Source organism: Enterobacter cloacae complex sp. IR53041, assembly GCF_049238285.1.
Lineage (GTDB): Bacteria > Pseudomonadota > Gammaproteobacteria > Enterobacterales > Enterobacteriaceae > Enterobacter > Enterobacter roggenkampii.
On the sequence record NZ_JBMKHB010000011.1, the window covers coordinates 103843 to 126671 of the forward strand.

Sequence of the window (22829 nt, forward strand, 5' to 3'; positions counted from 1 at the left end):
CATTCGAGGACAATGAATGGAATTCAGGACATTTCAAAAGCAGTGGGGTGCTGAGTTTATTTCCGATGACGTTGTACGTTTTCGCGTCTGGGCAGAAGGACAGAAAGAACTTACGCTACGTCTTGCCGCCACCGACGTGCCGATGACGGCAACCGGCGACGGATGGTTTCAGGCGGACGTCCCCGGCGTCAGGCACGGTGCAGAATATCAGTTTGTTCTTCAGGACGGCACGGCGGTGCCCGATCCCGCCTCGCGGGCGCAAAAGGGCGACGTTAACGGCCCCTCAGTCGTGATCGATCCCCGACGTTACCAGCCGGTCAACCGCGACTGGGCAGGGCGGCCGTGGGAAGAGACGATCATTTACGAACTGCACATCGGCACGTTTACCCCGGAGGGCACCTTCCGGGCGGCGATCGACAAGCTGCCGTATCTGGCGGAGCTGGGGATTACCCAGCTTGAAGTCATGCCCGTCTCCCAGTTTGGCGGTTCCCGCGGCTGGGGGTACGACGGTGTGCTGCTGTATGCCCCGCACTCTGCGTACGGCACGCCGGAGGATTTCCACGCGTTTATCGACGCCGCGCACGGGCTGGGGCTTTCCGTGGTGCTGGATATCGTGCTCAACCACTTCGGCCCGGAGGGGAACTATCTGCCTCTGCTGTCGCCCGCGTTTTTTGATGAGCATCGAATGACGCCGTGGGGCAACGGCATCGCTTACGAGCGCGAGCCGGTGAGGCAGTACATCACCGACGCACCGCTCTACTGGCTGACGGAGTACCGTCTGGACGGCCTGCGCTTTGATGCCATCGACCAGATTAAAGACAGCTCCGGGACGCACATTCTGGAGGAGATTGCCGCAAAAATTCGCGAGGCGATCCCGCACCGGCACGTTCACCTGACCACGGAAGACAGCCGCAACGTGATTTTTCTGCATCCGCGCGATGAACAGGGCCACACGCCGCTGTTTACCGGCGAGTGGAACGATGATTTTCACAACGCTGCCCACGTGTTTGCTACCGGTGAGACGCACGCCTATTACCAGGACTTTGCCTTTGAGCCGGAGAAAAAGTTCGCCCGGGCGCTGGCGGAAGGCTTTGTCTACCAGGGCGAGATTTCGCTGCAAACCGGCGAATCCCGCGGCGTGGAGTGCCGCACGCAGCCGCCGCAGTTCTTCGTCGATTTCATCCAAAACCACGATCAGACCGGCAATCGCGCCCAGGGCGAGCGGCTTATCTCCCTCGCGGGGGCTGATAAAACGAGGGTGCTGCTCGCCGCGCTGCTGCTTTCCCCCCATATCCCGCTGCTGTTTATGGGCGAGGAGTTTGGTGAAACGCATCCGTTCCTGTTCTTCACCGACTTTCACGGCGAACTGGCAAAGGCGGTGCGGGAAGGGCGCGCGAAAGAGTTCACCGGCCATGCCGGGCACGATGAAACCGTCCCGGACCCGAACGACGTGAACACGTTTATCCGCTCAAAGCTCGACTGGAACAAAATCGCCACCGACGAGGGCAAAACGTGGCTGCGCTATACGCGCCATCTGTTGACGCTGCGCCATCGCTATATCGTTCCGCTTCTGCATCCGGGCGGTGCCGTTGAGGGCCATGTGCTCAAGACCGCGCCCGGCATGGTGGCGGTGAGCTGGCGCTTCCCGTCAGGCACGCTTTCTCTGGCGCTGAATATTGGAACGAAGCCCGTCGACCTGCCCGCGCTCGCGGGGGAGACGCGCTTCGCCTGGCCGGAGGTCAACGACGTTTTACCCCCGAACGGTATTGTCGTTCGCTTTGCTGATGGAGAAGCATCGTTATGATCCCTTCCGCCACGTACCGTATTCAGTTCCGTAACGGCATGACCTTCGACCGCGTTGTGGCGCTGGTGCCGTATATGAAGGACCTCGGCATCAGCCACCTTTACGCGTCGCCCGTGTTCACTGCCACGACGGGGTCTACCCACGGCTATGACGTGACCAACCCGAATGAAATCGACCCCGCGATTGGCGGACGAGAAGGCTTTGACCGCATGGCCGCGGCGCTTAAGCAGGCCGGTATGGGGCTGATTCTGGATATTGTCCCGAACCATATGTCCACCTCGCTGGAAAACCTCTGGTGGCGGGACGTGATTGAATACGGCCAGCAGAGCCGCTACTTCCGCTATTTTGATATCGACGGGTCGCGACCGCTGACGCTGCCGTTTCTCGGCGACACCTTTGAGGCGGAGCTGGAGAAGGGAGCCATCACGCTAAAACGTGACCCTGTCACGGAAAAGGCCGCGCTGGTTTACTACGACGCCGAGTATCCGCTCAACCCGGGCACGTACGGCGAGGAGAAGAGCATTGCCGAGCTGCACAACGCGCAAAGCTGGCGGCTGATGTCCTGGCGGGAGGCGCCGAAGCAGCTCTCGTGGCGGCGCTTCTTTGAGATCACCGGGCTGGTCGGCGTCCGGGTTGAAGATGATGCGGTCTTCGACGATACGCACCGGCTGATCCTTGAGCTGGTCCACGCGGGCGTGTTGGACGGCCTGCGCATTGACCATGTCGACGGCCTGGCGGATCCGCTGGGCTATCTGCAGCGCCTGCGGCAGGCCGCCGGGCCCGACTGCTACATCACGGTCGAAAAGATTCTCGCCAAAGGGGAACAGCTCCCCGCTGACTGGCCGGTATCCGGTACCACCGGCTACGAGTTTATCGCCTCGCTGGCGGAAGTGCTGGTCGACGACAATAACCTCTCGCGCCTGGAGACAATCCACGACGAGACGCTGGGGGTGACGGTCGATCGCCACGCGGAGCTGCGCGATGCCAAAGGCCTGATGACCGATCGCAATTTCGAGGGTGAATTCACCACGCTGCTAAACCTTGCTGAGGATCTGGCCCGCCGCAATGAGGTTGCGCTGCCGCGCGAGGAAATCCGCCACGCGCTGCGCGAGCTGCTTATTGCGTTTCCGGTCTACCGCACCTACGGCACTCGCGAGGGGTTAACCCCGCCGGACGTGGCGCTGCTCAACCGCGTGGTTGCCAGCGTGGAGACGTCTGAAGCCGCGCTCAGCCTGATCGTGCGCATTCTTACCGGCGACCTGCCGGAAGATTGCCGCGAGAGCGCCGCGCTGTTCAGGACCCGCTTCCAGCAGCTCACCGGGCCGCTGATGGCGAAGTCCGTTGAAGACACGCTGTTCTTTCGCCACAACCTTGAGCTTGCGCTCAATGAAGTGGGGGCCGACCCGACGCCGCGCGCGTTTTCCTTATCCCGCTTCCACCAGGAGATGCGCATTCGTCTGGCCCGTCAGTCCGACGCGCTGCTGGGTACCTCCACGCACGATACCAAGCGCGGGGAAGATGCCCGGGCGCGCCTTTACACCCTCACGGAAGCCCCGGAACGCTGGGGCGAGAACCTTACCCGCTGGCGGCAGATGAACCAGACCCAGGTGCGCTTTCTCAATGACGGTACCGCGCCGAACGCCGCCGATACGTGGATGATCTACCAGGCGCTGGCGGGCGTCTGGCCCGCCACGCTGTCACCGGATGACGCTGAAGGGCTTAAAGCACTCGAAACGCGGTTCCTCGGCTTCCTCGAAAAAGCGCTGCGCGAGGCGAAACAGCGCACCGACTGGATTGACAGCAACGAGAGCTATGAGAGCGTGGTGTTGAGCTACGCGCGGCACCTGCTTTCGCCGGACAACACCCTGTTCCTGCACGATTTCAGCGAGGCGATGCAGCCCTTTATTCGCGCCGGGCTGATGAACAGCCTCAGCCAGACGGCGATCAAGCTGACGGCGCCCGGCGTGCCGGATATCTATCAGGGCAGCGAGGCGCTTAACTTCAGCCTGGTCGACCCGGATAACCGACGCGAGCCGGACTTTCCGGCCCTGGTGCAGAGCCTCAGCGCGGCGGATGCCGGGGTGTTTGACAACCCGGCCTGCTGGCGGGACGGACGGGTCAAACAGTTTGTTACCGCCACGCTGCTGCGGCTTCGACCGCACTACGACGCGCTTTTCCGCTACGGCGACTGGCTGCCGCTTAAGGTCACCGGCGAGCGGGAAGAGAACCTGATTGTTTATGCGCGCGTTAAGGACGAGGAGGCGCTGATTGTCGCCGTGCCGCGTCTGGTTTTTGGCATCACCGATAATCATCAGCTGTGGGTCAATACCATGGTAGCGATACCCGACGAACTGGCCGGGAAGCGCTATCGGGATCTGTTCAGCGGTGAGAGCCGCATTCTGCAAAAGACGCTGGATTTAACGTCAGAAAAGGGATGTGTACTGGTTCTGCTTACCTGCGAATAATCGTGGAGAACGAAAATGGCAAAGGATACAACGTTTGAAATTCGGGCCGGTCATGGCCAGCAGTTGGGGGCGAATTATGACGGGAAGGGCGTTAACTTCGCGCTGTTCTCCGCGCACGCTGAACGAGTGGAGCTCTGTCTGTTTGACCCGTCCGGGAAAACGGAAATCGCCCGGCTGGAGCTGCCGGAGTATACCCATGAGATCTGGCACGGCTATGTGCCTGACCTGAAGCCGGGCGCGCTGTACGGCTATCGCGTCTACGGCCCCTACGACCCGGAAAATGGTCATCGCTTTAACCCGCATAAGCTGCTCATCGACCCTTACGCTCGCGAACTGGTGGGTGACATCGACTGGAACGACGCCCATTTCGGCTATGAGCTGGGGCATGACGAGCTGGATTTGAGCTTTGATACCCGCGACAGCGCGCCGTTTACGCCGAAATGCAGGGTTATCGACCCGAACGCCTTTGACTGGCAGGACAACAACCGGCCGAACGTCCCCTGGCCGCATACCGTTGTCTATGAGAGCCACGTGAAGGGCTTTACCCAGATGAACCCGGCCATTCCGCCCGAGCTGCGCGGGACGTTTGAGGGGATGGGGCACAAAGCCTCGGTCGACTACATCAAAAGCCTGGGCATTACCTCGGTGGAGCTGCTGCCGGTTCACTGGTTCCCGGACGACCAGCACCTGCTCGACCGCGGCCTGAAGAACTTCTGGGGCTATAACACGCTGGGCTTTTTTGCTCCGGCGTCGCGCTACTACGGCCCGGCGGGGATCCAGGGCTTTCGCGATATGGTGCGCGCCTATCATGACGCGGGCATCGAGGTCATTCTGGACGTGGTATACAACCACACGGCGGAAGGGAACGAGCTTGGCCCGACGCTCTCGTTTAAGGGGATTGATAACTACAGCTATTACCGCACGCTGCCCGACCAGCACCGGTACTACATCAACGACACCGGGACGGGAAACACGGTCAACACCTCGCACCCGCGCGTGTTGCAGATGGTGATGGATTCCCTGCGCTACTGGGCGGAATCAATGCACATTGACGGTTTTCGTTTCGACCTCGGCACAATCCTGGGCCGCGAGCCCGAAGGGTTTGATCCGCGCGGCGGTTTCTTCGACGCCATGACCCAGGATCCGGTCTTATCCCGACTAAAGCTGATTGGTGAACCCTGGGATATCGGCCCCGGCGGCTATCAGGTGGGCGGATTCCCGCCGGGCTGGGGGGAGTGGAACGACAAATACCGCGACACCGTTCGCGAGTACTGGAAGGGGGACAACGTCTCCACGGACTTTGCCGCGCGGCTGCTGGGCTCCGGCGATCTGTACGATCTGCGTGGGCGTCGCCCGTGGGCCAGCGTCAACTTTATCACCGCCCACGACGGCTTTACGCTGAATGACCTGGTGTCGTACAACGAGAAGCACAACGCCGACAACGGCGAGGACAATAACGACGGGCATAACGATAACCGCTCGTACAACTACGGCGAGGAAGGGCCAACCGAGAACCCGGACATCATCGCGACCCGGGAGCGGCAAAAGCGTAATTTCCTGACCACGCTGCTGTTTTCCCACGGCACGCCGATGCTGCTGGCGGGGGACGAGTTTGGCCGCACGCAGAAGGGGAACAATAACGGCTACTGCCAGGACAGTGAGATCTCGTGGATCGACTGGAAGGGGCTCTCCGAAAACGACGCCGCGCTGCGCGAGTTTACCCGTCGTCTCATTGCCCTTCGCGCGCAACAGCCGCTGCTGCGCCGTGAAAGCTGGCGTGACGGGCTGGAGATCCGCTGGTTCAATGCCGGAGGCGGTCCGCAGCAGGCCGAGCAGTGGGATGAAGGCTCAACGCTCGGGGTCTCCATCAGCAGGCCGGATCTTCAGCAGGAGGACGGCATCTGGCACGACGTGCTGATGCTGTTCAATCCGTTTGAAGGCACCGTGCCGTTCCAGATCCCGCAGTTTGGCGAAGGGGGATGGGTGCTGGAGCTGTCTACGGCGGATGATGCCGCCACCGGAACAGCGATCACCGAAACCGTTGAGTACGCGCTTGCCGGACGGAGCATTACGCTGTTCCGCCGTCCTTAGTTACAGTGACGCCGCCGCCCGGGCGGCGGTGTCATACAGGGAGGAGATCGTGCGTAACAGCTGCGCGGTCTCGCCAATCGACTTTCCGGCAATGCCGCTCTCCGCGTGGATCGCAATCAGACACGCCTCCCGCACCTCCCGGTATTTCATGCACAGCGCTTTCCCTTCCTCCGTTGTAGAGAAAAAGAGCTCTTTACCCGCTTTCTCGCTCGTCACGTAGCCTGCTTTGACCAGCTTTTTCAGCGCATAGGTCACCACGTGGGTGTCTTCCACGTTGAGGACGAAGCAGATATCGGCCAGCTTTTTCTTGCGGTCGCGGTGGTTCACGTGATGCAGCAGCGAAACGTCAAAGGCGCCCATATCGGGCTCGCCGGCAGCCGTCATGCAGCGCACCATCCATTTGTTAAAGGCGTTGCCGGTCATGATCAGCGCATATTCCAGCTCTGATAACTCCGCGCAGCGCTCGGATACCAGATGGCGGGAAGAGACGATCCGGCCCTCGTTGATATCGTCGCGATCGGGTGAAGCACTCTTTTCTGAGGTCATAACGTTCCTTAGCCAGAAATGTAAACTCATCGATAAAATAAGAACATTTTATTGATAATTTGTTTACATGTTTTTGAGGTTCAGATATAGCTTTTTAGCGCAGGTTTTGCGAAGCCTGCCAACAAAACACAACATCGCTCGCCGCAAATTAAAAAAATAGCCGTCGGCGCGCAACGCTCACTTTCGATAGGGTAAACGTTATGGACGGTACTACGCTGCTGCCGCTGATCGGGATACCGATCGTGGTTATTGGTTTTGCACTGCGCTTCAACCCGCTGCTGGTGGTCGTGGTGGCGGGGCTGGCGACGGGTCTGCTGGTCGGCATGGATTTCGGGATGCTGCTGGAGACCTTTGGCGAGAAGTTCGTCAATAGCCGATCGCTGGCCACCTTCATCCTGATCCTGCCCGTGATTGGTCTACTGGAATATTACGGGCTTAAGGAGCGCGCCCAGGCCTGGGTGGCGAAGATCGCCAGCGCCACCTCGGCGCGTATTCTGATGCTTTACTTTGTCGCCCGTGAAGGCACCGCCGCGCTGGGACTGATGTCGCTGGGCGGCCATGCCCAGACGGTGCGCCCGCTGCTGGCGCCGATGGCCGAAGGGGCGGCGCTGAACGAATACGGCGAACTGCCGCAGCACATCCGCGACAAAATCAAAGCCCACGCCGCCGCGTGCGACAACATCGCGGTCTTCTTTGGGGAAGATATCTTTATTGCCTTCGGGGCGGTGCTGCTGATCGACGCGTTCCTGAAAGAGAACGGTATTCCGGGCATTGAACCGCTGCATATCGGCCTGTGGGCCATTCCGACCGCCATTGCGGCATTGATTATTCATATGACGCGCCTCCTGCGCCTCGATGCGAGTATCCGTCGCGACGTGATGGCCTGGCGGGCAGAGCAGGGTACGCAGGAGGCCGCGCAATGATGACGCTTATCACCATTAACCGCGTGTATTACCTGATTGGCTTTGTCGTGATGCTGCTGGTTGTGATGACCCTGCGCGATCGCGCCAACCCGAAGCGTTTTACCACCGCGCTGTTCTGGTTCTTGTTTGGCGGGATCTTCCTGTTTGGCGATCTGATGGTCCAGGAGCTGGGTAAATCGCTGGCTTACCGGATTATCGGCGGCGGCGTTATCGTTATCGCGCTGCTGGCGGGTTTTGGTCTCGTCGGGAAAGGGCACTATAAAATGTCCACCGAGGAGGAGCGCGTCACGTCGTCAAACCGGCTTAAAAACTGGCTGTTCCTGCCCGCGCTGATGATCCCGGTGGTGACGGTGCTGGGCACGTTATTCCTGAAGGGCGTTTCGATCGGCGGCGTGTTTCTGCTCGATCAGAAACAGCTCACCCTGGCGGCGCTGTGTGTGGCCTGCGTCGCGGCGATCCTCACCGGCTGGTGGCTAACCAAAGGCACGCCGCTCCATGCCGTTCGTCAGTCCCGTCGTCTTGTCGATACCATCGGCTGGGCGGTGATCCTGCCGCAGATGCTGGCCATGCTTGGCGGCGTGTTCGTGGTGGCCAACACGGGTGACTCGGTGCAGAAGGTGGTGAGCCTGTTTGTGAACCCGGATAACCGCTTCATGCTGGTGGTGATTTACTGCGTGGGCATGGCGCTGTTTACCATGATTATGGGGAATGCGTTTGCGGCCTTCCCGGTGCTTAGCGCGGGGATCGCCTTGCCGTTTCTGATCAACGTGCATCACGGCAACCCGGCGCCGCTGCTGGCGATTGGCATGTACGCAGGCTACTGCGGCACGCTGATGACGCCGATGGCCGCGAACTTCAATATCGTTCCCGCCGCGCTGCTGGAGCTGAAAGACAAATATCAGGTGATCAAGATCCAGATCCCGACCGCGTTAACCCTGCTGGTGGTGAACGTGTTCTTAATGTATTTCCTCGTGTTTCGCTAAGGAGCTGTCATGGAATTAACGCAACATCAGGCCGACGCGTTTGCCCGCATGCCTTTGACCTATTTGCGCCAGGAATACCCGAACCACATCATGCACCTGCTGAATGATGATGGTGACGTGCTGCCGCCGCGCGAGCTGCATCCTATTTTCTACGGCTGTTTTGACTGGCACTCGGCGGTTCACGGTTATTGGCTGCTGCTGCGCTGCGTGCGCCTCTATCCAGAATTACCGTGCCGGGACGCGATCGTCGCGCTTTTTGACGAGCACCTGACCGAAGAGAACGTGGCGAAGGAGCTGGCCTATTTTACCGCGCCGTTCCGCGCCTCGTTTGAGCGGCCGTATGGCTACGGCTGGCTGCTGGCGCTGGCCCAGGAGCTGAAACAGTCGTCGCTGCCGCAGGCCGCAGGCTGGTACCAGACGCTGGAGCCGTTAACCCAGGACATTCGCAACCGGCTGGTGGATTACCTCGGCAAGCTCACCTATCCGATCCGCGTCGGGACGCACTACAACACCGCGTTTTCCCTCGCGCTGGCGCTGGATTATGGTCGCGCAGTGGGCGACAAGGCGCTTGAGCAGGCAATTCTGGCGGCGGCTGAGCGGTTTTATCTCGCCGACACGCGCTATCCGGCTCATTATGAGCCCGGCGGAGACGAGTATATTTCCGGCGCGCTGACGGAGGCACTGCTGATGAGCAAGGTGTCGGAGGGCTTCCCGGCCTGGTTTGACGCGTTTCTGCCGGAGGTGGGCGCCGTTACGGCACTGATGAACCCGGCGGAAGTGAGCGATCGTACCGACCCGAAAATTGCCCATCTGGACGGGTTAAACCTTAGCCGCGCGTGGTGTATGAAGCACATAGCGAAAGCGCTTCCTGCCAGCCACCCGGCGCAACCGGCATTGCGCGAGGCGGTGACGAAACATCTGGCCGCCAGCGTCGGGCATGTGGTTGGCAGCCACTACAGCGGCGGACACTGGCTGGCGAGCTTTGCGCTGCTGGCGCTGGAGTAAACAAACGCGCCGTCTTTCTTGCCGGGTGGCGCTGCGCTTACCCGGCCTACATTGTGCAACGCTTGCCTGTAGACCGCGCAGGGCGCAGCCTGCTCAGGCTAAATACCACCGAACCCGTCGAGGCGATGACGGCTAACCACAGTGCAACCTGGATAGCATGTTGATGGTCCCATCCTGCCGCCGCTCCCAGCAGAACCCCCACCACGGCGGCGCCGAGACACTGGCCGAATGTTCTGACGATCGACAACACGCCGGAGGCATAGCTGGCATGTTCCCGCGCCACGTTTGCGAGCATTTCCCGATTATTGGGACTCTGGAAGCAGCCAAACCCCATCCCGCAGACCAGACTGCGCAGACAGATATTCCACACGGAAGGATTCACCGGCAACGTGGCCAGCAGGACCAGCCCACCGACAAAGACGATAAGCCCGAGGGTCGAGATGAGCGGCGCGGAGATCGTATCCGCCCAGCGACCCGCGTGCGGCGCGATCAGCACGATGCCAATCGGCCATGGGGTAAACAGCAGCGCCGACACCACCGGGCTGTAGCCATACACGCTCTGAAACAGGAACGGCAGCGCGACAAACGTGATCCCCTGGCTGACAAACGAGGCCAGCGAGGTCAGCGCGGCGAGGGTGAAGCGCCCGTTTCTGAACATCACCGGCGGCAGTAACGGATGTTGCGCGCGCCGAATCCGCCAGGTAAAGGCGAGGGCGCTAACCAGCGTGAGAACGCTCCAGCAGACGGCCTGAAGACTAATGTGTTGCGCCACGTGCTGAAGGCTGTCGGCCAGCATGATCGCGGAACCTAACAGGACGGCGGAGAGCACGGCGCCCGGCGCATCAAAGGGCGGTCTGTCAGCAACCGATTCCCGCGGCAAGGCCCGCCATGCCAGCAGCAGGGCGATGCTGCCCGGAATGAGGTTAATGGCGAACAGCCACTGCCAGCTCAGGGCGTCCAGTATTGTTCCACCGAGTACCGGAGCAATCGCCGTGCTGGAGGCGATAAGCAGGGCGTGCAGCCCCAGAATACGGCCCAGCAGTCGGCCCGGAAAAACGGACCGCAGGATCGCCGGAGCGATACTCAGGGTCGCCGCCCCGCCGATGCCCTGCAGAATTCGCATCCCGGTTAATATTTCCGGCGTTGTTGCCAGCGCGCAGCCGAGCGAGGTGAGCGTAAAGGTGGCAAGCCCGCTCAGAAAGACCGGGCGATAGCCCACGCGGGCCGCCAGCGCGGCGAAAATAGCCAGCGTCATCGCCGCTGACAGCAGATAACCATTAGCGAACCAGACCGCAACGTTTGCGGGGACCTGCATCGCTCTAGCCATGGAGGGGAGCGCGATGTTGATCATGGTGCCGTCAAAGACGCCCATCAGCGTGGTGGTCATGACGGCGGCCAGGACCCGGGCGCGTTCATGCCCGGGTAAACCTTCATCGCCGGGCTGGTTGGTAAATAGCGTCATCGTCGTTACTCCGGATAAGAATAGTGATGACGAAACTATAATCATGCGCTATACAGGGCGGAAGACGCAGCATTTGCACTTAATCGTTGCATATAACGCCTTATCTGAGGAGCCATCGTGTCCGATCCTGACTTTAACCTTCTGGTTGCGCTCGACGTTTTGCTGGCCGAAGCCAGCGTGGCGGGCGCGGCGCGACGTTTAAACCTAAGCACCTCCGCCATGAGCCGCACCCTGAGCCGGCTGCGGGAGGTGACCGGCGATCCTATTCTGGTGCGGGCCGGGCGTCATATGGTGCTGACGCCCTGGGCCGAAGCCACCCGGGATCGCGCCAGAAGCGCCGTGCACGAGGCGAGGGCGGTGCTGCAGCCCTCCACAGACACGCTGAAGGTGGAAAGCCTTGAACGGCTGTTCACTATTCGGGCCAACGACGGTTTTGTCGTGGCGTTTGGACCTATGCTCATAGCCGCGGTGGCGAGCGTTGCGCCCGGGGTCTGCATCCGCTTCGCTCCCAAACCTGAAAAAACGTCGCGCTATTTACGGGAGGGGCTTGTCGACCTGGAGATCGGCGTGCAGAGCAACATGGGGCCTGAAATACGGCTGCAAAGGCTCTTTCAGGATCGGTTTGTTGGCGCGGTGCGCAAGGGACATCCGCTGTCTTCACAGCCTGAGGTCAGCCTTGACGATTATGTTGCCTGGGGCCATGTGGTGGCGTCGCCTGATGGGGCGTTACACGGGTCTGTGGACGACGCGCTGGCGGAGCGGGGGATGAAACGAAAGATCGCCAGCGTGGTGCCTGGATTCCCGACGGCGATATCCGTAGCGCTGGCCTCCGACCTGATTGCTATGGTACCGGCGTTGTACCTGCTCAATCAGGCGATGACCGAGCGCGTGCACGTCTTTGAACTGCCCTTTAAGACCCGGACCATTACGGTATCCCAGATGTGGCATCCGCGCATGGAGCGGGACCCGGCGCATCGCTGGCTCAGGGAAAAGGTCCTTGAGGTGTGCCGCGCGGTTTGCTGACGCTCAGAGCACTTTCCCCGGCACCGTGAGGATGAAGCGCGTCGACACCGCATCCGATTCCACGCGGACTTTTCCGTGGTGCGCGGTGACGATGGACTTCACGATGGCAAGCCCAATCCCGCTGCCTTCGCCCTTACGCTGCCTGGACGGATCGACGCGATAAAAACGGTCAAACAGCTTTGGCAGATGCGCCTGCGGGATCGGCGTGCCGGGGTTTTCTGTCACCAGCTCAACGTCGTTATCCCGTTTTCTGATGGAGACCGTTACCGCTTTCCCTTCCGGCGTATAGCGCAGGGCGTTGGAGAGCAGATTATTGATTGCTCTTCTGAACATCTGCGGATCGCCTTCTATCAGGCAGGGCATCCCGTTAAATTTCAGCGAGACGTGGCGTTCTTCCGCCCAGGCTTCGAAGAAATCGAAGACTTTCATCACCTCGGCGCTTAAATCAAACATCACCCGATCCGGGATGAGCTGATTATTATCCGCCTGCGCCAGGAACAGCATGTCGCTGACCATGCGGGTCATCCGGTTGTACTCTTCCAGGCTGGAGTAGAGGACATCTTCCAGCTCTTTCTGGGAGCGGTTCTGGCTCAACGCAATTTCCGTTTGCGTCACCAGGTTGGTGATGGGGGTTCTGATTTCGTGGGCGATGTCGGCGGAAAAATTCGCCTGCCGGGTAAAGACATCTTCAATTTTCCCAATCATATGGTTGAAGGAGATCACCAGCTGTTCCAGCTCAACGGGCACGCGGGACGGCTCCAGGCGCGCATCCAGATTTTCGGAGGTGATATTTTTAATGGCGGTGCTGACGTTACGCAGGGGCAAGTGTCCCTGACGCACCGCGATACGAATCACCAGCACAATCAGCAGGCTGATCGCCGCGGCAATGGCAAAAAGATTCTTCTTCAGCGCCTCAAGGTAGTGGAGATGAAAATTAATCGAGAGCCCGATCAGCATGACGTAGTCCTGAGTTTTGCCCTGCAGCGTTGCCCTGCCTGAGGAGGCGATAATCCGGTACGTTTCCATTTTCATGTCGGACCCGGCATGCATAGGCTTGACCGGGTCTTCTACCGTCCAGAGAAACACATCCTGTGCCTGACGGTGTTTGCTAAAGTTCGCTGTGTTCATCGCCGGGCGCAATGCCGCGCCTTGCGCCGAGCTGAACAGGGTATTGCCCTGCGGATCCAGAAGCAGGACGGCCACGTTGCGGTAGCTGGCGACCGACTCTTTGAGCTTGCTGATTTTCTTTTGGTCGGGATCGGCCGGAGACTGGAGGATGCGGTGCATTGCGCTGCTAATCTGCTGTAAGTCGCTGATATCCTGCTCGGCAAAGTGCTTCTCAACGGAGTGCAGCATAAACCAGGTAAAGGCGAAGAAGGCCAGTATGGTGGAGAGGCTGATAAAAAAGGTCAGCCGCAGCGCAAGCGAGAACGGGCGTCGGAGGCGCTTAACGGGCATCCGGCACCTCCAGCATATAGCCTACGCCGCGTACCGTCTGGATCAGCTTGGGTTCAAAATCGTTATCGATCTTTGCGCGCAGGCGCTTTACCGCCACATCTATTGCGTTCGTGTCGCTGTCAAAGTTCATATCCCACACCTGGGAAGCAATCAGGGAGCGGGGCAGCACCTCGCCCTGATGACGCATGAAAAACTCCAGCAGGCTGAACTCCTTGCTGGTTAACAGGATGCGATTGCCCGCCCGGCTGACCTTCCTCGACACAAGGTCAACCGTCAGGTCAGCCGCCTGAAGCTGGCTTTCCGCGATCACCGTATTTCCGCGTCTTAGCAGCGTCCTGACCCGGGCGAGCAGTTCCGCAAAGGCGAAAGGCTTAATCAGGTAATCATCCGCGCCCAGCTCAAGCCCTTTAACCCGGTGCTCTATCGTCCCGAGGGCCGTGAGTAACAGGATGGGCATTCCTTTGCCGGCAGAGCGAAGCATGCGGACAATATCCCAGCCGTTCACGTCGGGCAGCATGATATCCAGAATCAGCAGGTCATATTCCGCGGTCATGGCGAGGTGGTACCCGGTCAGGCCATTATCCGCATGGTCCACGACAAACCCCGCTTCCGTCAGCCCCTTGCTGAGGTATTCCCCGGTTTTCATTTCGTCTTCAACGATCAGTATTTTCATCTTGCTCCCCAGACTGGCTGCTGATGACATTCTAGTGAGCCCGCGATCGTTAACAATGACTTACGCCATAAATGACAACATTGTCATTATCCTGTCACCGGTCAAACAGGATGCGTTCATTAGAGTAGCCCTAAAAATCCTCTGGACTTGATTTGAACCGCTATGTTCCTGTTAAAACGACTCAGCATCAGTACGGTATTTATCCTGGCAGGCTGCGTCTCGCTGGCGCCTGAATACCCGCGCCCGGCATCACCGGTACCCCAGCAGTTTTCGCTCTCGCGCAACGGCCTGACGCCCGCGGCGGCCGGGTATCAGGACACCGGCTGGCGCAACTTCTTCGTCGACCCTCAGATAGCTGGATTGATTACAGAAGCCCTGAAAAACAACCGCGATATCAAAATGGCCGCCCTGAAGATTGAAGAGGCCCGGGCGCAATTCAACGTGACGAAGGCGGATCGTTATCCGCAGTTAAATGGATCCGCAGGTATCACGTACAGCGGCGGGCTAAAAAGTGACAAACCGACCTCACGGCAGTACGACGCCGGTCTTGCGCTTAGCTACGAACTCGACTTTTTCGGCAAGCTGAAGAACCTGAGCGAGGCCGACCGACAAAACTATTTCGCCAGCGAAGAGGCCCGTCGCGCGGTGCATATTCTGCTTGTCTCTAACGTGTCGCAGAGTTATTTCAACCAGCAGCTGGCGTATAAACAGCTGCGCATCGCGCGGGAAACGCTGAAAAATTACCGGCAGTCTTATGCGTTCGTTGAGCACCAGCTGGCGACGGGGAGCACCAACGTGCTGGCGCTGGAACAGGCCCGGGGACAGACCGAAAGCACGCAGGCAGAGATTGCCAAACGTGAGGGGGAGCTGGCGCAGGCCAACAATGCTCTGCAGCTGCTCCTCGGCACCTATCGCGGATTGCCGGGCGACAGCGGAATGAGCGCCCGCGATATTGCGCCGGTAAAACTCCCGCCCCATCTATCTTCAGCGATACTGTTGCAGCGCCCGGATATTATGGAGGCGGAGCATCAGCTTAACGCGGCCGATGCGAATATCGGCGCCGCGCGTGCCGCCTTTTTCCCGTCAATTTCCCTGACCAGCGGGCTTTCAACAGGCAGTACGGAATTATCCAGCCTGTTTACCGCGGGCAGTGGGATGTGGAATTTCATTCCTAAAATTGAACTTCCGATTTTTAATGCGGGCAGGAATAAGGCCAACCTGAGGCTGGCTGAAATTCGTCAGCAGCAGTCGGTTGTGAATTACGAACAAAAAATACAGGCTGCCTTCAGGCAGGTTGCCGACGCGCTCGCGCTGCGGGACAGCCTCAACCAGCAGCTTGCTGCGCAAGAACGGTATTTTGATTCGCTAAATATTACCCTGCAGCGGGCCAGAGGATTATATACCAGCGGTGCGGTGAGCTATATCGAAGTATTAGACGCGGAACGGTCGCTGTTTTCCACGCAGCAAAATATTCTCGACCTTATTTATGCCCGGCAGGTTAATGAAATTAACCTCTTCACCGCGCTGGGCGGCGGTTGGGCCGAATAACCTCATTTAATTAAAAAGGATATTAAACATGCGCAATTCACTTAACGCCGTCGTATTTGGTGCAATCATTATGTTTTCTGCCGGTCTTCAGGCTGAGGTTCATCAGCACGCGGAGATGAGCGCCGCCAGCGAAGGTGTCTCAGAGCAGGTCATCACCGGGACCGGCATTGTGAAGGATATTGATCTCACGAATAAAAAAGTGACGATTTCTCACGAAGCCATCCCGGAAATTGGCTGGCCCGCGATGACCATGCGTTTTACTTTTATGCAGGCCGACGCGAGTATTACTGCCTTAAAAGTCGGCAGCCACGTGAATTTCTCGTTTGTTCAGCAGGGCAATCTCTCTTTACTCAAGAGCATAAAATAGCGAGAAACGGCATGGCCTCATTAAAAATAAAATACGCTGCCATGATAGTCAGCAGCCTTATTGCTGGAGGGCTGATATCGGTGACGGCATGGCAGACACTTTATTCATCTGAAAAAACAGCAAATAGCGTTGCGGAAAGAAAGGTCCTTTTCTGGTATGACCCGATGAAGCCTGACGTGAAATTCGACAAGCCCGGTAAATCACCGTTTATGGATATGGATCTGGTGCCGAAATATGCCGATGAGGATGGTAAAAGCAGTGACGGTATCCGTATCGATCCGACCCAGGTTCAGAACCTGGGATTAAAAACGCAAAAAGTGACGCGCGGAAAGCTGAATTATGCCCAGACGATCCCGGCCAACGTCAGCTATAACGACTATCAGTTTGTCATTGTGCAGGCGCGTGCGGAAGGGTTCGTTGAGAAAGTGTACCCGCTGACGATTGGCGATAAGGTGATAAAAGGCACGCCGCTGGTTGATATCACCATTCCGGACTGGGTCGAAGCGCAGAGCGAGTTCCTCCTGCTCTCCGGTACCGGCGGAACGCCCACGCAGATAAAAGGCGTTTTGGAGCGTCTGCGCCTGGCGGGTATGCCGGATGACGATATTCAGCGGCTGCGTGCGACCCGTACTATCCAGACCCGGTTTACCATCAAGGCGCCCATTGACGGGGTGATCACGGCCTTTGACCTGCGCACCGGAATGAATATTTCCAAAGAGAAGGTGGTGGCGCAGATTCAGGGGATGGATCCGGTCTGGATCGGCGCGGCGGTTCCTGAATCCATTGCTTATCTGCTGAAAGATACCTCGCAGTTTACTGTTTCGGTACCGGCTTATCCGGATAAATCCTTCCCGGTTGAAAAATGGCGTCTTCTGCCGAGCGTGGATCAAACCACCCGTACGCTGCAGGTGCGCCTGCAGGTCTCCAACAAGGATGAACTGCTGAAACCGGGCATGAATGCCTACCTGAAGCTGAATACCCTAAGTCAGGAAATGTTGCTCATTCCGTCTCAGGCCGTTATCGATACCGGGAAAGAACAGCGCGTTATTACCGTTGATGCGAACGGGAAGTTTGTACCGAAAAGGATCCACGTTCTGCATGAATCACAGCAGCAGTCCGGCATTGGTACCGGACTGGAAGAGGGGGAGTCGGTGGTGGTCAGCGGTCTGTTTCTGATTGACTCGGAGGCCAATATTACCGGCGCGCTGGAGCGCATGCGCCACGCTGAAGCCGCTGACGACGCGCATTCAGGCCATTAAGGAGACGATGATGATTGAATGGATTATCCGGTGTTCGGTTGCCAACCGTTTCCTGGTGATGATGGGCGCGCTGTTTCTCAGCGTCTGGGGGACATGGACCATCATCAACACCCCGGTCGATGCCTTGCCCGATCTGTCTGACGTTCAGGTGATTATCAAAACAAGCTATCCCGGCCAGGCCCCGCAGATTGTTGAAAACCAGGTGACCTATCCACTCACCACCACCATGCTGTCTGTTCCTGGCGCGAAGACCGTGCGCGGTTTTTCACAGTTTGGTGATTCGTATGTGTACGTTATTTTTGAAGACGGGACCGATCTGTACTGGGCCCGCTCGCGCGTGCTGGAGTACCTGAATCAGGTTCAGGGCAAACTCCCCGCCGGCGTGAGTTCCGAAATCGGCCCGGACGCCACGGGCGTAGGCTGGATATTTGAATATGCGCTGGTGGACCGCAGCGGAAAACACGATCTCGCCGAGCTGCGATCATTGCAGGACTGGTTCCTGAAATTTGAGCTGAAAACAATCCCGAACGTGGCCGAGGTGGCCTCCGTCGGCGGCGTGGTGAAGCAGTATCAGATTCAGGTTGACCCGTTAAAGCTGGCGCAGTTCGGCGTCAGCCTGCCGGAAGTTAAGCAGGCCCTTGAATCGTCTAATCAGGAAGCGGGCGGATCGTCCGTAGAAATCGCGGAAGCGGAATATATGGTGCGGGCCAGCGGCTATCTGCAGACCATCGATGATTTCAATCACATCGTCCTGAAAACCGGTGAGAACGGCGTGCCGATTTACCTGCGTGATATTGCCCGCGTACAAACGGGGCCGGAAATGCGCCGTGGTATTGCCGAGCTGAACGGGCAGGGTGAAGTGGCGGGCGGCGTGGTGATCCTGCGTTCGGGTAAAAACGCGCGCGAGGTCATTACGGCGGTAAAAGACAAGCTGGAGACGCTGAAGGCCAGCCTGCCGGAAGGCGTTGAGATTGTGACCACCTACGATCGCAGCCAGCTCATCGACCGGGCCATTGATAACCTGAGCAGCAAACTTCTCGAAGAGTTTATCGTGGTGGCCATCGTCTGCGCGCTGTTCCTCTGGCACATTCGCTCGGCGCTGGTGGCGATTATCTCTCTGCCGCTTGGCCTGTGTATTGCCTTTATCGTCATGCATTTCCAGGGGCTGAACGCCAATATTATGTCACTGGGAGGCATTGCCATCGCCGTCGGCGCGATGGTGGATGCCGCCATCGTGATGATTGAGAACGCGCATAAGCGGCTGGAAGAGTGGGATCACCAGCACCCGGGAGAGCAGATTGATAACGTCACCCGCTGGAAGGTGATTACCAACGCCTCTGTAGAGGTGGGACCGGCTCTGTTTATCAGCTTGCTGATCATCACTTTATCCTTCATTCCCATCTTTACCCTTGAGGGGCAGGAAGGACGGCTGTTTGGTCCGCTGGCCTTCACCAAAACGTACGCCATGGCAGGGGCGGCCGCGCTGGCCATCATCGTGATCCCCATTCTGATGGGATTATGGATCCGGGGTAAAATCCCCGCCGAGACCCGTAACCCGCTGAACAGGCTGCTGATTAACGCCTATCATCCGCTGCTGATTCGGGTGCTCAACTGGCCCAAAACAACCCTGCTGGTTGCGGCCTTATCCATCTTCACGGTGATCTGGCCCCTGAGCCAGGTGGGCGGCGAGTTCCTGCCGAAGATTAATGAGGGCGATCTGCTGTATATGCCCTCTACTTTGCCCGGCGTCTCTCCGGCAGAAGCGGCCGCGCTCTTACAGACCACGGACAAGTTAATAAAAACCGTCCCTGAAGTGGCCTCTGTCTTCGGCAAGACCGGCAAAGCCGAAACGGCAACGGATTCAGCGCCGCTCGAAATGGTGGAAACCACCATTCAGCTTAAGCCTGAGGATCGGTGGCGTCCCGGGATGACGATTGACAAGATCGTTGAGGAGCTTGATAAGACCGTTCGTTTGCCCGGTCTGGCGAATCTCTGGGTTCCGCCCATTCGCAACCGCATTGATATGCTGTCGACCGGGATTAAAAGCCCGATTGGCATCAAGGTGTCTGGTACCGTTCTGGCTGATATCGACGCCACGGCGCAAAGCATTGAAGCGGTAGCCAAAACGGTGCCGGGCGTGGTGTCTGCCCTGGCAGAACGTCTGGAAGGCGGGCGCTACATCGATGTCGATATCAACCGGGAGAAAGCCTCCCGCTATGGAATGACGGTGGGCGACGTGCAGCTGTTCGTCTCCTCGGCCATCGGCGGTGCGACGGTGGGTGAAACGGTGGAAGGCGTGGCCCGCTATCCGATTAATATTCGTTATCCTCAGGACTACCGGAATAGCCCGAGCGCGTTGAAGCAGATGCCGATCCTGACGCCGATGAAACAGCAGATTACGCTGGGTGATGTGGCGGATATCAACGTTGTTTCAGGCCCCACGATGCTGAAAACGGAGAATGCCCGGCCTGCGAGCTGGATTTATATCGATGCCCGCGGCAGGGATATGGTGTCGGTGGTGAACGACATTAAGACGGCCATCGGCCAGAACGTGAAGCTCAGGCCGGGTACCAGCGTGTCATTCTCCGGGCAGTTTGAACTGCTTGAGCACGCCAACAAGAAACTGAAGCTGATGGTGCCGATGACGCTGATGATCATTTTCGTTCTGCTCTATCTGGCGTTCCGTCGCGTGGATGAGGCCCTGTTGATCCTGATGAGCCTGCCGTTCGCGCTGGTCGGCGGGATATGGTTCCTGTACTGGCAGGGCTTCCATATGTCCGTGGCAACCGGCACCGGGTTTATCGCCCTGGCCGGGGTGGCAGCAGAGTTTGGAGTGGTCATGCTGATGTATTTGCGTCATGCCGTTGAAGCACATCCAGCATTGTCCCGCCAGGAAACGTTCACCGAACAGGGGCTTGATGAGGCGCTTTATCATGGTGCCGTGCTGCGCGTGCGGCCAAAGGCAATGACCGTCGCGGTGATTATTGCCGGTCTGCTGCCCATTCTCTGGGGGACCGGGGCCGGCTCAGAAGTCATGAGCCGGATAGCGGCGCCCATGATTGGCGGGATGATTACGGCACCGCTGCTCTCACTGTTTATTATTCCTGCGGCGTATAAGTTAATTTGGTTGCGCAGGCATAAACCAGAGACAGCCGTTGGTGAAGATGACAGGGGAGTCAATACCTGATAAATTAGCTATTCAATAACCTATTCACAAAGCTATTCAAAACCATGCTTAATCGATCCGAAACACTACGACAATTGCTGAGGCAAGGCCCGGTATCGGTAAGGCAACTGACTGATATTATGGGTATTAGTCAGCCTACCGTTTCACGATCGATTAAAGCGCTTGGCGATGAGGTTGTTCGCATTGGCTCCGGTCCATCTATTCACTATGTGCTGCGGGATACACATCGAGGATTCAGCTCGGCTCCTGTCTACCGCATCACGGAAGAGGGTCAGGTTAAATCGCTGGGTAAACTCATTCCGGTGTACCCAGACGGTTTTGTAATGGCGCAAACGGACAATGTGTGCCTCCATAGCGATGGGTTGCCGTGGTGGTTGTTTGACATGCGGCCTCAGGGATACCTTGGCCGCGCGTACGCCTCGCGATTTTCATCCGAGCTGGGCCTGCCGCCAAATCCAGATAACTGGAGTGATACTGACGTTATCAGGGCTTTGCTCGCTCATGGGCACGATGCGGTGGGGAACCTGTTAATCGGAGAACAGGCGAGGAATCATTTTGTAGAGATGCCGTCGCCTGTTGCGGTGGACCGCGCAACCGCATACCCGTCGCTGGCGCAGGCCGTGAGCGCGGGCGAATTACCGGGCTCCTCTGCTGGGGGTGAACAGCCGAAGTTCTGTACTTATACAGAACGTGGCCACGTCATTGTGAAATTCACGGCACCGGACGATAACCCTGTAAGCGAACGCTGGCGAGACCTTTTGTTGGCAGAACATCTTGCGTTAAGCGTGCTTGGCGTCGAAACCGAGGTGTTTGATTTTGGCGGACAGCGCTTCCTTGAGATCCCGCGGTTCGACCGTACGGGACCCCTTGGTCGTAAGGGACTCTTTTCTTTACGTGCGCTCGAGGCGGAGTTTGTCGGCAGGGCAAGAGAATCCTGGCCGGTACTGGTGAATGAGCTGGCAAAGCAGGGCTGTGTTCACCAGGATGCGGTCGCCAGCACGTCAAGGCTTTGGGCGTTTGGTATGCTGATCGGCAATACCGACATGCACCACGGTAATCTGTCGTTTATCAGTTCCCACGGACGGCCTTACGATCTTGCTCCTGCCTATGACATGCTGCCCATGGGATTTGCCCCGAAATCAGGAGGCGCACTGGTGAATACGCTGCGTCCGGCTACGCTTATTGACGCGATCGCGGGAGAAACCTGGCATGAAGCACTGGCGCTGGCCGAGCGCTTTTATACGCTGGCCAGCAGTTGCGGCCGCTTTTCTTCCAATTTTGCGCCATGTCTTGCCGCATTGCGCAGCCACCTGGACGAGGCGAGATTGAAGGTGTCGCGTCTTGGATAATGAGCGAGGTTTTTTACGCGGTGCATCCTTAGTGCGGTGTGTGTGCATCGCGAGTTTGCCCGCTCAGCTTGCGCCAGGCACGATTATGCAGAGTAAACAGCAGCATCTTATAAAAGGATGTGGAGAGGATACAGCTGCCGCTAAGCAATAACATGACGATACTCACCAGGGCCGCAGTCAGACTGACGCCCGGAAAAGGGCTACCGATCAGCGCGGCCAGCAGATAGGCTGCCGTTAATACCAGGCTTATCACCGCCAGCGCAAGGTGTATCCGTACGGCGCGCATGCTGCCTTTGCCAATCATGAACATCGTCACGCCGTTGATGCCAGCGAAAAGCAGGGCGACCAGCACAACCCACACGAATACGCGTTCAGCTGGCTGGCTGAGTGCGGCGAGTACGCCATAGCCCAACCACAGCTGCGGAATGGCGAAACTGACAATCACCCCGAGCGTACTGATCGCTGCAGGAATACCCATGGTATGTAGTCCCACAGGCTTACCCATCTGTTCGGACAATTGCGTCTTAAACTGCTGCAGCTGTGTCGGGGAGGCATTGCTCATGCTGTTGGCCAGCGCGTTACAGTGTTTCAGGCGAAGGGATAAAATTTTAATCATTTGATTATACGGCTTTTAAAAGAGTGAAGGCCCTGATTGATTTTATGATATCCGCTACGGGTCGATAAAG

17 protein-coding genes are annotated in these 22829 nt (G+C 58.3%); 12 read left to right on the forward strand and 5 right to left on the reverse strand.

Translation table 11 applies throughout. The features are described 5' to 3' along the window. Positions 1–16: 16 nt before the first annotated feature. From treZ to glgX, 3 genes are read left to right on the forward strand one after another with little or no spacing between them, the layout of a single operon-like run. Positions 17–1804: a malto-oligosyltrehalose trehalohydrolase gene (gene treZ, locus ACOTXF_RS10410; protein ID WP_039025333.1), complete on the forward strand. Its 1788-nt coding sequence runs from the start codon at positions 17–19 to the stop codon at positions 1802–1804. Further along, complete coding sequence (gene treY, locus ACOTXF_RS10415) at positions 1801–4269, forward strand: malto-oligosyltrehalose synthase (RefSeq protein ID WP_232926897.1); 2469 nt, start codon at positions 1801–1803, stop codon at positions 4267–4269. Before treZ ends, treY begins: the two co-directional genes overlap by 4 nt. A 15-nt stretch (positions 4270–4284) precedes the next feature. Then, positions 4285–6360 carry a glycogen debranching protein GlgX gene (glgX, locus tag ACOTXF_RS10420; protein WP_025911082.1) on the forward strand — a complete coding sequence of 692 codons (2076 nt, stop codon included), beginning with the start codon at positions 4285–4287 and terminating at the stop codon, positions 6358–6360. Here glgX and ACOTXF_RS10425 read toward each other — a convergent pair whose 3' ends face one another. After that, a complete protein-coding gene (locus ACOTXF_RS10425; protein ID WP_047745673.1) occupies positions 6361–6906 on the reverse strand; it encodes a winged helix DNA-binding protein in 546 nt (181 codons plus the stop codon). A gap of 200 nt (positions 6907–7106) precedes the next feature. On the opposite strand from ACOTXF_RS10425, the gene ACOTXF_RS10430 reads away from it, so the two are divergent. The 3 genes from ACOTXF_RS10430 to ACOTXF_RS10440 are packed head-to-tail and all read left to right on the forward strand — an operon-like array spanning position 7107 to position 9817. Further along, on the forward strand, positions 7107–7829 hold the full coding sequence (locus ACOTXF_RS10430; protein ID WP_021240145.1) for a DUF969 domain-containing protein: 723 nt from the start codon (positions 7107–7109) through the stop codon (positions 7827–7829). Beyond that, complete coding sequence (locus ACOTXF_RS10435) at positions 7826–8812, forward strand: DUF979 domain-containing protein (RefSeq protein WP_048963011.1); 987 nt, start codon at positions 7826–7828, stop codon at positions 8810–8812. The genes ACOTXF_RS10430 and ACOTXF_RS10435 overlap by 4 nt, the downstream gene beginning before the upstream one ends. 9 nt (positions 8813–8821) lie before the next feature. After that, on the forward strand, positions 8822–9817 hold the full coding sequence (locus ACOTXF_RS10440; RefSeq protein ID WP_047745678.1) for a DUF2891 domain-containing protein: 996 nt from the start codon (positions 8822–8824) through the stop codon (positions 9815–9817). Between the two features lie 46 nt (positions 9818–9863). Here the strand turns inward: ACOTXF_RS10440 and ACOTXF_RS10445 are convergent, their stop codons facing one another. Then, positions 9864–11279: an MFS transporter gene (locus ACOTXF_RS10445; protein WP_048963010.1), complete on the reverse strand. Its 1416-nt coding sequence runs from the start codon at positions 11277–11279 to the stop codon at positions 9864–9866. 117 nt (positions 11280–11396) lie between these two features. On the opposite strand from ACOTXF_RS10445, the gene ACOTXF_RS10450 reads away from it, so the two are divergent. After that, positions 11397–12302, forward strand: coding sequence for a LysR family transcriptional regulator (locus tag ACOTXF_RS10450; protein WP_047745682.1), 906 nt, complete (start codon positions 11397–11399; stop codon positions 12300–12302). Positions 12303–12305: 3 nt separating this feature from the next. Here ACOTXF_RS10450 and ACOTXF_RS10455 read toward each other — a convergent pair whose 3' ends face one another. Both ACOTXF_RS10455 and ACOTXF_RS10460 read right to left on the reverse strand, forming a co-directional pair. Then, the gene (locus ACOTXF_RS10455) at positions 12306–13760 is read right to left on the reverse strand and encodes a Cu(+)/Ag(+) sensor histidine kinase (protein WP_048963009.1); all 1455 of its coding nucleotides are present in this window, start codon (positions 13758–13760) and stop codon (positions 12306–12308) included. Next, positions 13750–14433: a copper/silver response regulator transcription factor gene (locus tag ACOTXF_RS10460; protein WP_008503517.1), complete on the reverse strand. Its 684-nt coding sequence runs from the start codon at positions 14431–14433 to the stop codon at positions 13750–13752. The genes ACOTXF_RS10455 and ACOTXF_RS10460 overlap by 11 nt, the downstream gene beginning before the upstream one ends. 162 nt (positions 14434–14595) lie before the next feature. Between ACOTXF_RS10460 and ACOTXF_RS10465 the strand changes: the two genes are divergently transcribed. The 5 genes from ACOTXF_RS10465 to yjjJ are packed head-to-tail and all read left to right on the forward strand — an operon-like array spanning position 14596 to position 22143. After that, positions 14596–15981: an efflux transporter outer membrane subunit gene (locus ACOTXF_RS10465; RefSeq protein ID WP_045415895.1), complete on the forward strand. Its 1386-nt coding sequence runs from the start codon at positions 14596–14598 to the stop codon at positions 15979–15981. Positions 15982–16009: 28 nt separating this feature from the next. Then, entirely contained in the window at positions 16010–16348 is a 339-nt protein-coding gene (gene cusF, locus ACOTXF_RS10470; RefSeq protein ID WP_039025321.1) for a cation efflux system protein CusF, read from the forward strand. An 11-nt stretch (positions 16349–16359) separates the two neighbouring features. Further along, positions 16360–17607, forward strand: coding sequence for an efflux RND transporter periplasmic adaptor subunit (locus ACOTXF_RS10475; RefSeq protein ID WP_048963008.1), 1248 nt, complete (start codon positions 16360–16362; stop codon positions 17605–17607). A gap of 10 nt (positions 17608–17617) precedes the next feature. Further along, entirely contained in the window at positions 17618–20794 is a 3177-nt protein-coding gene (gene silA, locus ACOTXF_RS10480; protein WP_048963007.1) for a Cu(+)/Ag(+) efflux RND transporter permease subunit SilA, read from the forward strand. A gap of 44 nt (positions 20795–20838) precedes the next feature. Continuing rightward, the gene (gene yjjJ, locus ACOTXF_RS10485; RefSeq protein ID WP_048963006.1) at positions 20839–22143 is read left to right on the forward strand and encodes a type II toxin-antitoxin system HipA family toxin YjjJ; all 1305 of its coding nucleotides are present in this window, start codon (positions 20839–20841) and stop codon (positions 22141–22143) included. 28 nt (positions 22144–22171) lie between these two features. Here the strand turns inward: yjjJ and ACOTXF_RS10490 are convergent, their stop codons facing one another. Further along, positions 22172–22759 (reverse strand): hypothetical protein, encoded by a 588-nt coding sequence (locus ACOTXF_RS10490; RefSeq protein WP_047745696.1) that lies wholly within the window; start codon positions 22757–22759, stop codon positions 22172–22174. Positions 22760–22829 lie beyond the last annotated feature (70 nt).